This window comes from Anaerotignum sp. (assembly GCF_051877975.1).
GTDB lineage: Bacteria > Bacillota > Clostridia > Lachnospirales > Anaerotignaceae > Anaerotignum_A.
In genome coordinates, this window is record NZ_JBJEJK010000015.1 from 26,266 (window position 1) to 39,188 (window position 12,923).

Here is a 12,923-nt window from a genome sequence, read left to right on the forward strand (position 1 = left end):
AAGCATTCTGCGAACCTGGACTGGACAGCCCTATGCTTTGAAGGACAAAATTGAGACTGAAAGAATTTTTGAGATAGAAAAAGGCGAAAATTCAATAGATTCTGAGATTTTTTTATTTTTTGAAAAATTTTTTAAAATTTTTGTAACCTTTTTGCAATAAGAGGGCACTAACTTATCGTAACCAAAAAATTGGAAGATATAGCTTGGGAAAAATTCCTGCGAAAGGAATAGGAGGACAACAAATGAGTTTTCGCGTGTTGGGTACTGGGATGTATGTTCCCCCCAGGGTCGTTACCAATGACGACCTGTCACAATTTTTAGATACGAATGATGAATGGATCACCCAGAGGGTCGGCGTAAAGGAACGCCATGTCAGCAGCAACGAAACAGCAGCAGACATGGGCGCAAAAGCAGCGCTGGCAGCACTGGAAAACAGCGGCATCAAAGCGGAGGAAATCGATTTGATTCTGGCGGCGAGTGTCAGCGGAGAAAGCATTTCTCCTTCTGTTTCCTGCATGGTGCAGAATTTATTGGGTGTTTCCTGTATGGCGATGGATATCAATGCGGCATGTTCCGCTTTTGATTTTTTGCTGGAGACCGCAGCAGGTTTTTTTGCCAGAGGAAAGGCAAAAAAAGTTCTTATCATTGGGACAGAACGGCTGAGCCGCCTGCTGGACTGGACAGACCGCGGCACTTGTGTCATCTTCGGCGATGGGGCCGGAGCGGTTGTCCTTGGGGAAGGCGAAAACTATATTGACTCTATTTTTGATGTAAAAGGCGGCGATGATGTGATCGATATTCCGCAGCCGGTGGGGATGTCTCCTTTCTATGAAAGAGGACAGGAGAAAAAGCCTTATATCCACATGGCAGGACAGGAAACCTTCAAATTTGCAGTAACCGCTATTTGCAGAGACAGCAAAGAACTGCTGCAGAGAAACGGGCTGACCTTTGACGATATCGCTTATATTGTGCCTCATCAGGCCAACAAGCGCATCATCGATTTTGCCAGCATGAAATTAAAGGTGCCGAAAGAAAAATTTTATGTTAATATAGATAAATACGGCAATACTTCTTCCGCCAGCATTCCCATTGCGCTGGATGAATTGAACCGCGCAGGAAAGCTGAAACGGGGAGACCTGCTGCTGCTGCCTGCTTTTGGCGGCGGCCTGGCAAGCGCATGCTGTTTATTGAAATGGTGAGAACCATGGGGACATTGTCCCCACGCCCCCGAAAAGGGGATTGGGGCAAAGCCCCAAGGTCTTAAAAGTATATAGAATATAAGAGTAAAAAGGAGAATGAATTATGGTATTCGAAAAAATCGCAAAAATGTTGGCAGAAAAACTGGAATGTGATGTAGCAGACATCAAACTGGAAACAGAATTCGGCACACTGGGCATCGATTCCCTGGACGTTATGGAACTGCTGATGAACCTGGAAGAAGAATTCGGCACAGAAATCGAAATGGGCGAAAACAAAATCAACACAGTTGGCGATCTGGTAAAACTGATCGAAAGCAAAGTAGAGTAAGAAACAGGTAAGTAAAGGAGGACGACGATATGATCGTTTCACCGATTTGTGAGATGCTTGGCATCAAATATCCCATTTTCCAAGGAGGTATGGCTTGGATCGCTGATGGCAAACTGGCTGCGGCGGTTTCCAATGGCGGCGGTTTGGGCATTATTTCCGCTATGAACGCAGGCGGAGATTATCTGCGGGAGCAGATCAAGATTGCGAGAGAACTGACAGATAAGCCCTTTGGCGTAAACATTATGCTGATGAGCCCCCACGTGGAAGAAGTGGCAAAAATCGTTGCGGAGGAAAAAGTAGCTGTGGTGACAACAGGCGCAGGCATCCCTACAAAATATATCCCCATGTGGAGAGAAGCAGGGATCAAAGTGATTCCTGTAGCAGCTTCTGTGGCAGCGGCAAAAATGATGGCCCGCGCAGGTGCGGATGCTGTCATTGCGGAAGGCGGCGAATCCGGCGGTCATATCGGCGAACTCTCTACCATGCCTCTGGTACCTCAGGTTGTGGATGCAGTAAAGATTCCCGTTTTGGCGGCGGGCGGCATCGGCGACGGAAGAGGGATGGCAGCTGCATTCATGCTGGGCGCAGTAGGCGTACAGATGGGGACACGTTTCCTTCTGGCGGAAGAATGCGGCGTTCACCGGAACTATAAAGACATGATTCTGAAAGCAACAGACGTTTCCACAATAGCAACCGGCAGACGTTTTAACGGCAGCACATGCCGTGTTATCAAAAACCAGTTTGCCCGTAATTTCCTGAAGGTGGAATATGCCCCTGAAACAACTGCTGAAGATGTAGATAAACTGGGCGTAGGCGCACTGAGAAAAGCGGCTGTGGAAGGCGATACGAAAGAAGGCTGCTTTATGGCGGGTCAGATTTCCGGTATGGTAAACAAAGAACAGCCTGCAGCAGAGATTATCCGTGAAATTGCGGAAGAAGCAGAAATTCTGCTGAAAGGAGCAGCAAAATGGGTAAAATAGCATTTGTTTTTTCCGGTCAGGGTGCCCAGAAAGCGGGCATGGGCAAAGCTTTTTATGAAGCCAGCGAAACCGTCCATGCACTGTTTGACGGCGCAGAAGCACTGCGTGCGGGCACACTGCAACAGTGCTTTGAGGGCACAGCGGAAGAATTGAAAGAAACACAGAATACACAGCCCTGCCTGTATTTGGCAGATTTGGCTGCGGCCATTGCCGTATCCGAAGCAGGCATCACCCCGGAAGGGGTGGCAGGCTTTTCTTTGGGCGAATTGCCTGCCCTGGCTTTTGCCGGTGCATACAGCTATCTGGATGGTTTCCAGCTGGCCTGTGCCAGAGGGAAAGCCATGGCAAAAGCTGCGGCAGAACACCCTGCAAGCATGCTTGCGGTGATGAAGTTGGAAAACAGCAAGGTAGAAGAAGTTTGTAAGCAATTTCAACAGGTTTACCCTGTAAACTATAATGCACCCGGTCAGCTGGTAGTTGCCGGTGCGAAGGAAGAAATGGACGCTTTTTCCAAAGCAGTCCGCGAAGCAGGGGGCAGAGGTCTGCCCGTGGCCGTAGGCGGCGGCTTCCATTCTCCTTTTATGGATGAAGCCAGCAAAGAATTTGCGGAAGCAGCAAAGGCATTCGACCTGAAAAAACCTGAAGTTACCGTTTACTCCAATTTCACAACAGAACCTTATACAGAGGAAGTACGCGACCTGATGATGCATCAGATCAACCACAGCCTGCGCTGGCAGGAAAGCATTGAACGCATGGCGGCGGATGGTTTCGATACATTCATCGAAGTGGGCGTTGGCGATACATTGAAAAAACTGATCAAACGTATTTTGCCTGACGCAAAGGTATACAATGTTTCCAATATGGAAGAAGTTGCAAAAGTGAAGGAGGAAATGGGATGCTGAAAGGAAAAACAGCAGTAGTAACCGGCGGTTCCCGCGGGATTGGGAAAGCCATTTGCCTGAAATTTGCAGAAAACGGGGCAGATATTGCTTTTCTTTACGCAGGCAACACGGTGAAAGCGGAAGAAACTGTAAAAGAGCTGGAAGCGTTGGGCGTAAAAGCCAAAGCATATCAGTGCAACGTTGCCGATGCAGATGCGGCGGCGGCAGTAGTAAAGGAAATCGTCAAGGATTTTGGCGGTATCCAGATTTTGGTGAACAACGCCGGCATCACAAGAGATAAACTGGTTCCAATGATGAAAGCGGCAGATTTTGACGCAGTTGTGGATACGAACCTGAAAGGCGTATTTTATATGATCAAAGGGGTATATCCTCTGTTCCTGAAACAGAAAAGCGGCAAGATCATCAACATCAGCTCTGTTTCCGGTTTGACAGGCAACCCCGGTCAGGCAAACTATTCCGCATCCAAAGCGGGGGTAATCGGCCTGACAAAATCTGTTGCAAAGGAACTGGCATCCAGAGGCGTTTGCTGCAATGCCATCGCCCCCGGCTTCATTGCGACAGAAATGACAGAAGCTCTGGAAAACGATACATTGAAAGAAGCCATTCCTATGAAACGCTTCGGCGAAGCAGAGGAAGTGGCAAAATTGGCGCTGTTCCTGGCGTCGGAAAATTCTGACTACATTACAGGTGAAGTCATCCGTATTGACGGCGGGCTTGCTTGCTGAGAGAGGTAGAACTTATGAAAAGAGTAGTAGTAACAGGCATCGGAGCGGTGACTCCCGTAGGCAATAACGTCCCCGATTTCTGGGAAGCTTTGAAAAATGGCAAAAACGGCATCGCCTCCATCACCAGATTTGACGTCAGTGAAAGCAAATATAAACTGGCGGCAGAGGTGAAGGAGTTCGATCCGACACAATATATGGAAAAACTGGCAGCGAAAAAACTGGACCGTTTCTCTCAATATGCCATGGTGGCAGCAGGAGAAGCGATGACAGATAGCGGGCTGGAAGGAAACATTGCAAAGGAAGACCTGGCGGTTTATTTTGGCAGTGGCATCGGCGGTTTTGAAACATTCTGCGAAAGCTATGATATGATGCAGGCAAAGGGACCCAGAAGGGTTTCTCCTCTGTTCATTCCTAAAATGATCAGCAACATTGCGGCAGGCAATATTGCGATCCGCTATCAGGCACAGAATGCTTGTGTGTCTGTTTCCACAGCCTGTGCAACAGGCACAACAGCCATTGGCGAAGGTTACAGAGCCATTCTGCATGGCTATACAACAGCAGCCATCTGCGGCGGCAGTGAAGCAGCCATTACATCTTTGGCGGTGGCAGGTTTCGGCAGCTGTATGGCGCTGAGTGCTTCTGAAGACCCTAATGCGGCATCTCTGCCTTTTGATAAACGCCGCGGCGGTTTCGTTATGGGCGAAGGCGCAGGCGCATTGATCTTGGAAGAATATGAACACGCAAAGGCCCGCGGTGCAAAAATCTATGCGGAAGTGGTTGGGTATGGTTCTACTTGTGATGCCCATCATGTAACAGCACCTGCGGAAGAAGCTGTTGCCAGCGGGAAAGCAATCAAAATTGCGGCGGAAGGCTTGAAGGACATCGCTCCTGAAGCGATTTATATCAATGCCCACGGCACAGGTACAGCTCTGAATGATAAAACAGAAACAAGAGCCATCAAAAATGCCTTTGGCGAAGAAGATGCAAGAAAAGTACACATCAGCTCTACAAAATCCATGACAGGTCATATGTTGGGGGCAGCAGGCGCAGTGGAAGCCATTGCTGCGATTCTGGCGGTGAAAGAAAATATCATCCCTCCTACCATCAACCTTGTGGAAGCGGATCCTGCATGTGATTTGGACTATACACCAAATACAGCGGTGCAGACAAACGTAGAAGGTGCGATGTCTACATCTTTGGGCTTCGGCGGGCATAACGCCTGTGTAGCATTTAGAAAAATCTAAAAGTTGGCTGCTTACGGCCGCAGCGGCATTTGTAAGACTTTCCGGCGGAGGTTCCAAACGGAAGGGGGCTGCCTATGCTGTTAGCCTGTCAGAACTCCAGCCTTTTGCAGAAACGGGCACGGGTGGGGCTGACAGGACTTTTACAATATATAAGGATTGATGAGACTATGGATACAAATAAAATTGCAGAACTGGCGAAAATCTTGCGCCAGAATCAGCTGATAAAACTGGATTTGACAGAAGGCGATAACCGCATTGTTTTGGAAGCGGCAAGCGGCAGAGCTGCAGCAGTGGAAGCCCCTGTTTTCGTTCCTGTGGAAACAGCAGCGGAAATGCCTGTGGAAGCAGCCGTGGCTGCGGAACAGGCAGAAACACCAGCCGGCGTGGAACAGAAATCCCCTCTGGTGGGGACGGTTTATCTGGCACCTCAGGCGGGGGCAGAGCCTTTTGTAAAAGTGGGTGACAAGGTGAAAAAGGGCGATGTCCTTTGCATCGTGGAATCCATGAAGATGTTCAATAACATCGAAGCGGAACTGGAGGGGACGATCGAAGAGGTCTGTGTGGATAACGGGCAGATCGTGGAATTTGGTCAGCCTTTGGTTCGTATCCTTCCAGAATAAGGAGGAAGAAACATGAATCAGGAAGAAATCAAAAAAATCCTGCCCCACAGAGACCATATGCTTCTCATTGATGAAGCAGAACTGAGAGAGGGCAAGGCTTATGGCAAAAAGACGATCCGCGGAGACGAGTTTTTCCTGCAGGGGCATTTCCCCGGAAATCCTATCGTGCCCGGTGTGATCCTTTGCGAAATTCTGGGACAGTCTGCTTGTGTGCTGCTTTCCGGCGAAGCGGAAGGGATCACTCCCTTCTTCACAGGTTTGGATAAGGTGCGCTTCAAAAACAGCGTACGCCCCGGGGATGTCTTTGAAACAGAATGTACTTTGCTGAAACACAAAGGCCCTTTTTACTGGGCAGAAGGCAAAGGCTATGTAGACGGTAAATTATGTATCAGTGCGGAATTTTCTTTCGCGCTTATCAAGGAGTAATGGCGTATGTTTTCTAAAATTCTCGTTGCCAACAGAGGGGAAGTGGCAGTCCGCATCATCCGTGCCTGCAAGGAAATGGGCATCGAGACGGTGGCTGTCTACTCTGAGGCGGATCGAAATTCTCTGCCCGTTGCTTTGGCCGATGAACGCATTTGTATCGGCGGAAACGCAGCGGCAGACAGCTACTTAAATCAGAAAAACATCATCAGCGCAGCAATGGCGACCAATGCGGAAGCTATCCATCCCGGGTATGGGTTCCTTTCCGAAAATGCGGGATTTGCCAAGCTGTGCGAAGAAAACGGCATCACATTCATTGGCCCCAAGGGGGACGTGATTTCTGCTATGGGGGATAAGGATGCTTCCCGCCAGCTGATGCAGAAGGTAGGCGTACCCGTGGTGCCCGGTACAGAAATTCTGCGGGATGCTGCAGAAGCGAAGCGTTTGGCGAAGGAGATTGGATATCCTCTGCTGGTGAAAGCCACAGCAGGGGGCGGCGGCAAAGGCATTCGCGTGGTGAAACGGGAAGAGGACCTGGAAGAAGCGTTCCATACAGCCTCCCGGGAAGCGGAAAGCGCTTTTGGCAATGGGGATGTCTTTCTGGAAAAATATCTGACCCATGTGCGCCATGTGGAAATGCAGGTGTTGGCGGATAACGAAGGGAATATCCTCTGCCTGGGGGAAAGAGACTGTTCTCTGCAGCTGAATAAGCAGAAGGTGCTGGAGGAGACGCCCTGCCCCGTGATGACGGAAGAAATTCGCCAAAAAATGATGGATGCGGCAGTTCTGGCTGCGAAAGCGGCAAATTATACCAATGCGGGTACAGTAGAATTTCTGCTGGCTCCCGATGGACAGTTTTATTTTATCGAAATGAACACCCGTCTGCAGGTGGAACACCCTATCACAGAAGAGATCAGCGATGTGGATATCGTGAAATGGCAGATTCGGATTGCCTGTCAGGTGCCTTTGGATATGACACAGGATGATATCAGCCTGAAGGGGCACGCCATGGAATGTCGTATCAATGCCCGCTCTGCAGGGAAGGTAGATTTCCTGCATATTCCCGGCGGCAGAAGAATCCATTTTGATACGGCGCTGATGCAGGATTGCGAGGTTGTGCCGTTTTATGATTCCATGCTTGGTAAATTGATTGTCTATGCTAACACCCGTGAAGAAGCCATCCGTAAGATGGAAGCGGCCCTTTGCGAAATGGTCATTGTCGGCGTGGATACGAATATTGAAGATCAGCTGCGGCTGGTACGCAGCAAGGCATTCCAGAAGGGGGAATATGATACCCTGATTTTGCCGGAAATTTTAAAAAAGGACGTGAGATAAATGAGTAACATCATGGGTTACTTTCGCAAGTCCAAAAATACATTGGAAAAAGGCGGTATTACGCCAAAATCAACATTTGAAGAGAAAGTACGTTGTCCCGAATGCAAATCCTATGAAACAAAGCGGGTAATTGCCAAACATAAGGTGACATGCCCCCATTGCGGGCATCATTTCCGCATTGGCGCAAGAACGAGGATCAAAGCCCTCTTTGATAAGGATAGCTTTCAGGAACTGTTTACAAATATTGAAACCATCGATCCGCTGGAATTTCCCGGTTATCAGGATAAGATGGACAGAGGCAGATATGCTTCTGGTGAAGAAGAAGGCGTCATCTGCGGAACAGCTACGATTCGCCGTCAGCCCTGTGCGATATTTGTTATGGAGCCCGGCTTCATGATGGGCAGTATGGGTTCTGTCGTAGGCGAAAAGATCGCCAGATTGTTTGAATATGCGGCGGAACAGGACTTGCCCGTTGTAGGCTTTACAGCCTCCGGCGGTGCCCGTATGCAGGAAGGGATCCTTTCCCTGATGCAGATGGCAAAGACCAGCGGCGCTGTGGATTACCACAGCAAGCGGGGTGGGCTTTATATCACTGTATTGACCGACCCTACCACAGGGGGCGTTACAGCAAGCTTTGCCATGCTGGGCGATATTATTCTTTCTGAGCCCAATGCCACTATTGGCTTTGCGGGCCGCAGGGTCATCGAACAGACAACGAAGAAAAAGCTGCCGGATGATTTCCAGAAGGCGGAATTTTTGCTGGAGCATGGTTTTGTAGATGCTATTGTGCCCAGAACAGAATTGCGAGGCACGCTGGAAAAACTTTTGAGACAGCATAACAGAAAGGGAGGGCTGGAATGATGAATGCATATCAGAAATTACAGACCGCCCGTGATCAGAACCGTCCCACAGCTCGTTCCTATATTGAAAAGCTGTTTATAGAGAGAACAGAGCTGCACGGAGACAGAAAATATGCAGACGATGCGGCGATTATCGGCGGTATCGGCATGTTGGGGGAAATTCCTGCTACGTTCATTGGCATTGAAAGAGGCAGAAATCTGGAAGAGCGGATTAAATGCAATTTCGGCTGCCCCATGCCGGAAGGCTATCGGAAAGCCCTGCGGCTGATGAAGCAGGCGGAAAAATTCCAGAGACCTATCATTTGTTTTGTAGATACTTCCGGCGCTTTCTGCGGCGATGAAGCAGAAGAACGGGGTCAGGGCCAGGCCATTGCCGATAACCTGATGCAGATGATGGCATTGGAAACGCCGGTGATTACGATTGTCATCGGGGAAGGCGGCAGCGGCGGCGCACTGGGTCTTTCTGTGGCGAATAAGCTGTATATGCTGGAAAATGCGGTATTTTCTGTTATTTCTCCTGAAGGCTGCGCCAGCATCCTGTGGGAAGATGCGAAGCTGGCTCCCGATGCGGCGGAATGTCTGCATATCACAGCAAAGGATATGGTGGAATTTGGCGTTGCAGAGGAAATCATTACAGAAGATTTCAATCATTTCAATTCCATGTGCGAAGGCATGAAAGAGAAGCTCATCCTGGATTTGAAAGGATGGTCGAAAAAAACAGGGAAAGAACTTTCAGAAGAAAGATATCAGCGGTTCCGCAAATTGGGACGCTGGGCAGAATAAAAGAAAAAGGCGACCTTGCAAAGGCAAGGTCGCTTTTTTATGTAGTCATTAGCAGCCGAAACCACACAGCTGACACAGAATTTCCAGAATGGAAGAAAAATTAAAGTTGCACATAATTGTTAACCTCCTATTAAGAATTTGTATCGCGATTACGTAATGATATTAACATTTCTGTAATAACTATGCAAATGTAATTCTTTCCAGTGGGAACAAAAAGGGGCTTTTTGTCGTCGTGTTTTATTATTTCTTACAAAAGATCAAAGATTTCTGAAGAATCTCCCAATTCTTTCCCTTTTATGCTATGCTGAAAAGAAAAAGGGGAAATGGGCATGAAAAGAAGATTGTTTTGTCAGCTTTCACCTATGGCATACCGTATTTCTGTCAAGAAAAACAGGATGCAGCGGCGGATGCAGGATATGGTTTCCCAAAAGGTTTTTGCAAAGGAGAAGGGACAGCCCCTTCCGGTGACAGTTTATCGCCATAGCTCGCTGATCCGCAGAACGCTGGGCAATGTAGACCCGCGTCTGCAGGAAAACAAAGCCATAAACCTTGCCATTGCGGCACCAAAGGTATCTCATATCCTGATTCACCCGGAAGAGACCTTTTCTTTTTGGAGATTGGTGGGGGATACGACGGCAAAGCGGGGCTATCGGGAAGGCTTGATTTTGAAGGGAGGACAGAGCGACAGCGGCATTGGCGGCGGCATGTGCCAGTTCACCAATCTGATCCATTGGATGGTGCTGCATTCAGATTTGAAGATCGTGGAGCATCATCACCATGATGGATATGACCTGTTCCCCGATTTTGGGCGGCAGGTGCCTTTTGGAACGGGAACTTCCATATTCTACAATTATTTGGATTATCGTTTTTATAATGGCACGGACAAGACCTATCAACTGTTGATTGCCGTGGATGATACCTATTTGAGGGGAGAGCTTCGCTGCGATCAGCCTATGGCGTTTTGTTACCATATCAAGACGGAGAAAGAGAAGTTTCTGCGGGAGGATGGCATTGTGTATCGGGTAGGGGAGGTCTATCGTTCCAAGATGGATAAGAAAACAGGAAAGACTGTAGAAAGACAGCTTTTGCGGAAAAACCATGCCTGCGTGATGTATGATACGGCGGGATTAAAAATAGAAGAAACATAAAAACAGGATACCAAAAGGGATCCTGTTGCTGGTTACAGCTTTGTTTTTTCGGCACATTCCGGGCAAAGGCCGGTAAATTCCAAAGAATGGCCGGTGATACGAAAGCCTGTTTTTTCCTGCAGGGTTTCCTCCAGTTCGCTGAGGGGGCAGGTTTCGATGGGGATGACCTTGCCGCAAAGATCGCAGACCAGACGATGGTAGTGGTCTTTTTTCGGCAGGGCATAATAAGCTTTGCCGTCCTGTCGTACAGAACGGATGAGGAAGCCCTTTTCCGTCAGGGTGTTTAAGGTACGGTATACAGTGGAAACATTCATAGGCAGGATATTGTTGGCTGCTTCGTGCAGCTCTTCCGCCGTCATAGGGCGCGCCTGTTTCTGCAGCAGGAACAGCAGCATCTGGCGTTTTTTTGTGGATTTTAATTCGGCTTTTTTTAAGATGTTCTGTTCCATTTTTGTTTCCCCTTTCTTCTGTCTTTTCCATGATAGTATAGGAAAAGGCGTTTGTCAATGAAGGAAAAAAGCGCATATTGCAAAAAAGAGACAGGTTTGGTAGGATGAAAGAAGGAAACAGAAAAAGTGCGAAAAACTTTGCTGTAGGGCTATTTCTCTGCAAAAGGCAGGATGGTTTTACAGCAAATTGGATAAAGGGAAATATTTCTCGGGAAATTTCGGGAAATAGTCTCCCTTCGGGAAGGAGTCGGAAAGAATGACAAAAAAAGAAAAAGTAACCATCATTTTAGATCTGCTGCAGGAACATTATGGCCCCACGAAATGCTATCTGAACCATGAAAACCCCTGGCAGCTTTTGATTGCCACCATGCTGTCTGCCCAATGTACCGACGATAGGGTCAATATGGTGACGAAGGATTTATTTCAAAAATATACATCCATTCAGGATTTTGCGGAAGCAGACCTGAAGGAATTGGAGCAGGATATCCATTCCACAGGCTTTTACCACAATAAGGCGAAAAATATCATCGCCTGCTGCCAGAAGCTCCTTTCGGAATACGGCGGGGAGGTGCCCTCTGATTTGGACGCACTGACGAGCCTTGCCGGGGTCGGCAGAAAGACAGCCAATGTGGTTCGGGGAAATTGGTATCATATCCCCAGCGTGGTGGTGGATACCCATGTGAAGCGGGTTTCCAATCTTCTGGGGCTGACAAAAAATGAAGACCCTGTAAAGATTGAATTTGACCTGATGAAGATTGTTCCAAAGGAAAAATGGATCGATATCAATACCCAGATGATTGCTCACGGCAGAAAAATCTGCATCGCCCGCAGACCGAAATGTCAGGAATGCTTTTTGCTGCCTTACTGCACCGGTGGGCAGAAAAAGGAAAAAGAAAAGGGGAAAAAGGCATAATCTTAAAGAGTTCGTAAAAGATAATTTTGAAAGAATGTGTTAAAATAAAAATACGATGCAAATGAGATTTGGAAAAGTTTGATTTGGGAGGTATGGATGATGAGCGGGAACAGAAAATTTTTTGCGGCTGCAATGGCTGCAATCCTGATGATTTTTTCTGCGGGCTGCGGCAGCACAGTGCAGATGGATACGGCGGAGGTGGAAGCCCTGCTGGCAAAATCTCAGGAAACGATGGCAGCGGTGGAAAGCATGGCAGCGGAAATGACCATGGAAATGGACATGTCTCTGGGCGATGAGGTGATGGAAACCACTACAGTGGCGAATATTCTGACCAGGCAAAATCCTTTGCAGATGCAGATGGATATGTCTGTAAAAATGGAGGATGGCTCCGAAGGGCAGCAGATGAAACTGTATGCGGAAGAAGTGGACGGAAAATTGATGACCTATATGTATTCCGCAGATACATGGTATGCACAGACTATGGAATTGGGGGATTTGGGGCAGTATAACGCGGAGCAGAATCTGGAATTATATTTGAATAATATTGAATCTTTCCAGGCCAGCGGAGAAGAGACTATAAATGGTACAGAGACCACAAAGATTGAAGGCGTTATCTCCGGCGATGCTATGGAAGAAGCGATTTTAGAAAGCGGCGTGGCAGAATCTGCTGTCAGCATGGGCGTAACAGAAGAACAGCTGCAGGCGATGTATGCAGATATGGGCGACTTGCCGATTGCCATGTGGATCGATGCAGAGGGCTATGTGTTGAAATATGAAATGGACCTGACAGAATTGATGCAGAAAATCATGGATGCAGCCATGGGTGCCGTGGGGCAAACAGAAGCGGATGTTTCCGTTTCTATCAAAAAGACTATGATTTCTATGGTCTGCAGCGATTTCAATGCCGTAGGGGAAATTACGATTCCCGCAGAAGCGAAAAGCGCAAAAGTATTGACTGTGGAGGAATAAAGAAGGATGGCCCCGCTGGAAAAGCGGGGCTTTTTTGGAAAGCGG

15 protein-coding genes are annotated in these 12,923 nt (G+C 48.1%); 14 read left to right on the forward strand and 1 reads right to left on the reverse strand.

The window, feature by feature from the left end:
* The first annotated feature begins 242 nt into the window (after positions 1–242).
* From ACI39P_RS02375 to ACI39P_RS02430, 12 genes are all read left to right on the forward strand, one after another.
* Entirely contained in the window at positions 243–1,199 is a 957-nt protein-coding gene (locus tag ACI39P_RS02375) for a beta-ketoacyl-ACP synthase 3 (protein WP_439719107.1), read from the forward strand.
* A 103-nt stretch (positions 1,200–1,302) separates the two neighbouring features.
* Positions 1,303–1,527: an acyl carrier protein gene (locus ACI39P_RS02380; RefSeq protein ID WP_439719108.1), complete on the forward strand. Its 225-nt coding sequence runs from the start codon at positions 1,303–1,305 to the stop codon at positions 1,525–1,527.
* A gap of 32 nt (positions 1,528–1,559) precedes the next feature.
* On the forward strand, positions 1,560–2,507 hold the full coding sequence (locus ACI39P_RS02385) for a nitronate monooxygenase (RefSeq protein ID WP_439719167.1): 948 nt from the start codon (positions 1,560–1,562) through the stop codon (positions 2,505–2,507).
* Positions 2,495–3,409: an ACP S-malonyltransferase gene (gene fabD, locus ACI39P_RS02390; protein WP_439719109.1), complete on the forward strand. Its 915-nt coding sequence runs from the start codon at positions 2,495–2,497 to the stop codon at positions 3,407–3,409. The genes ACI39P_RS02385 and fabD overlap by 13 nt, the downstream gene beginning before the upstream one ends.
* Positions 3,403–4,134 (forward strand): 3-oxoacyl-[acyl-carrier-protein] reductase, encoded by a 732-nt coding sequence (gene fabG, locus ACI39P_RS02395; RefSeq protein WP_439719110.1) that lies wholly within the window; start codon positions 3,403–3,405, stop codon positions 4,132–4,134. The genes fabD and fabG overlap by 7 nt, the downstream gene beginning before the upstream one ends.
* A 14-nt stretch (positions 4,135–4,148) precedes the next feature.
* Positions 4,149–5,378, forward strand: a complete 1,230-nt coding sequence (gene fabF / locus ACI39P_RS02400; protein WP_439719111.1) for a beta-ketoacyl-ACP synthase II — start codon at positions 4,149–4,151, stop codon at positions 5,376–5,378.
* Positions 5,379–5,452: 74 nt separating this feature from the next.
* Positions 5,453–5,998 (forward strand): acetyl-CoA carboxylase biotin carboxyl carrier protein, encoded by a 546-nt coding sequence (gene accB / locus ACI39P_RS02405; protein ID WP_439719112.1) that lies wholly within the window; start codon positions 5,453–5,455, stop codon positions 5,996–5,998.
* 12 nt (positions 5,999–6,010) lie between these two features.
* The gene (locus ACI39P_RS02410) at positions 6,011–6,424 is read left to right on the forward strand and encodes a 3-hydroxyacyl-ACP dehydratase FabZ family protein (RefSeq protein WP_439719113.1); all 414 of its coding nucleotides are present in this window, start codon (positions 6,011–6,013) and stop codon (positions 6,422–6,424) included.
* A gap of 6 nt (positions 6,425–6,430) precedes the next feature.
* Complete coding sequence (locus ACI39P_RS02415; protein ID WP_439719114.1) at positions 6,431–7,756, forward strand: acetyl-CoA carboxylase biotin carboxylase subunit; 1,326 nt, start codon at positions 6,431–6,433, stop codon at positions 7,754–7,756.
* A complete protein-coding gene (gene accD / locus ACI39P_RS02420; RefSeq protein ID WP_439719115.1) occupies positions 7,757–8,617 on the forward strand; it encodes an acetyl-CoA carboxylase, carboxyltransferase subunit beta in 861 nt (286 codons plus the stop codon).
* Positions 8,614–9,399, forward strand: a complete 786-nt coding sequence (gene accA, locus ACI39P_RS02425; protein WP_439719116.1) for an acetyl-CoA carboxylase carboxyl transferase subunit alpha — start codon at positions 8,614–8,616, stop codon at positions 9,397–9,399. Before accD ends, accA begins: the two co-directional genes overlap by 4 nt.
* A 329-nt stretch (positions 9,400–9,728) precedes the next feature.
* The gene (locus ACI39P_RS02430) at positions 9,729–10,547 is read left to right on the forward strand and encodes a VanW family protein (protein WP_439719117.1); all 819 of its coding nucleotides are present in this window, start codon (positions 9,729–9,731) and stop codon (positions 10,545–10,547) included.
* A gap of 32 nt (positions 10,548–10,579) precedes the next feature.
* Here the strand turns inward: ACI39P_RS02430 and ACI39P_RS02435 are convergent, their stop codons facing one another.
* Positions 10,580–10,996 (reverse strand): transcriptional repressor, encoded by a 417-nt coding sequence (locus ACI39P_RS02435; RefSeq protein ID WP_439719118.1) that lies wholly within the window; start codon positions 10,994–10,996, stop codon positions 10,580–10,582.
* A gap of 256 nt (positions 10,997–11,252) precedes the next feature.
* Here ACI39P_RS02435 and nth point away from each other — a divergent pair, with 256 nt between their 5' ends.
* Both nth and ACI39P_RS02445 read left to right on the forward strand, forming a co-directional pair.
* Entirely contained in the window at positions 11,253–11,909 is a 657-nt protein-coding gene (gene nth, locus ACI39P_RS02440) for an endonuclease III (RefSeq protein ID WP_439719119.1), read from the forward strand.
* A gap of 99 nt (positions 11,910–12,008) precedes the next feature.
* Positions 12,009–12,878: a DUF6612 family protein gene (locus tag ACI39P_RS02445; RefSeq protein ID WP_439719120.1), complete on the forward strand. Its 870-nt coding sequence runs from the start codon at positions 12,009–12,011 to the stop codon at positions 12,876–12,878.
* Positions 12,879–12,923: the final 45 nt, after the last annotated feature.

Excerpts from the sequence above, each read along its gene's own strand:
- accA (WP_439719116.1), top strand. The coding sequence starts at position 8,614 with ATGATGAATGCATATCAGAAATTACAGACCGCCCGTGATCAGAACCGT.
- ACI39P_RS02435 (WP_439719118.1), bottom strand. The coding sequence starts at position 10,996 with ATGGAACAGAACATCTTAAAAAAAGCCGAATTAAAATCCACAAAAAAA.
- nth (WP_439719119.1), top strand. The coding sequence starts at position 11,253 with ATGACAAAAAAAGAAAAAGTAACCATCATTTTAGATCTGCTGCAGGAA.
- ACI39P_RS02430 (WP_439719117.1), top strand. The coding sequence starts at position 9,729 with ATGAAAAGAAGATTGTTTTGTCAGCTTTCACCTATGGCATACCGTATT.
- ACI39P_RS02445 (WP_439719120.1), top strand. The coding sequence starts at position 12,009 with ATGAGCGGGAACAGAAAATTTTTTGCGGCTGCAATGGCTGCAATCCTG.
- ACI39P_RS02410 (WP_439719113.1), top strand. The coding sequence starts at position 6,011 with ATGAATCAGGAAGAAATCAAAAAAATCCTGCCCCACAGAGACCATATG.
- accB (WP_439719112.1), top strand. The coding sequence starts at position 5,453 with ATGCTGTTAGCCTGTCAGAACTCCAGCCTTTTGCAGAAACGGGCACGG.
- fabF (WP_439719111.1), top strand. The coding sequence starts at position 4,149 with ATGAAAAGAGTAGTAGTAACAGGCATCGGAGCGGTGACTCCCGTAGGC.
- accD (WP_439719115.1), top strand. The coding sequence starts at position 7,757 with ATGAGTAACATCATGGGTTACTTTCGCAAGTCCAAAAATACATTGGAA.
- fabD (WP_439719109.1), top strand. The coding sequence starts at position 2,495 with ATGGGTAAAATAGCATTTGTTTTTTCCGGTCAGGGTGCCCAGAAAGCG.
- ACI39P_RS02375 (WP_439719107.1), top strand. The coding sequence starts at position 243 with ATGAGTTTTCGCGTGTTGGGTACTGGGATGTATGTTCCCCCCAGGGTC.
- fabG (WP_439719110.1), top strand. The coding sequence starts at position 3,403 with ATGCTGAAAGGAAAAACAGCAGTAGTAACCGGCGGTTCCCGCGGGATT.
- ACI39P_RS02415 (WP_439719114.1), top strand. The coding sequence starts at position 6,431 with ATGTTTTCTAAAATTCTCGTTGCCAACAGAGGGGAAGTGGCAGTCCGC.
- ACI39P_RS02380 (WP_439719108.1), top strand. The coding sequence starts at position 1,303 with ATGGTATTCGAAAAAATCGCAAAAATGTTGGCAGAAAAACTGGAATGT.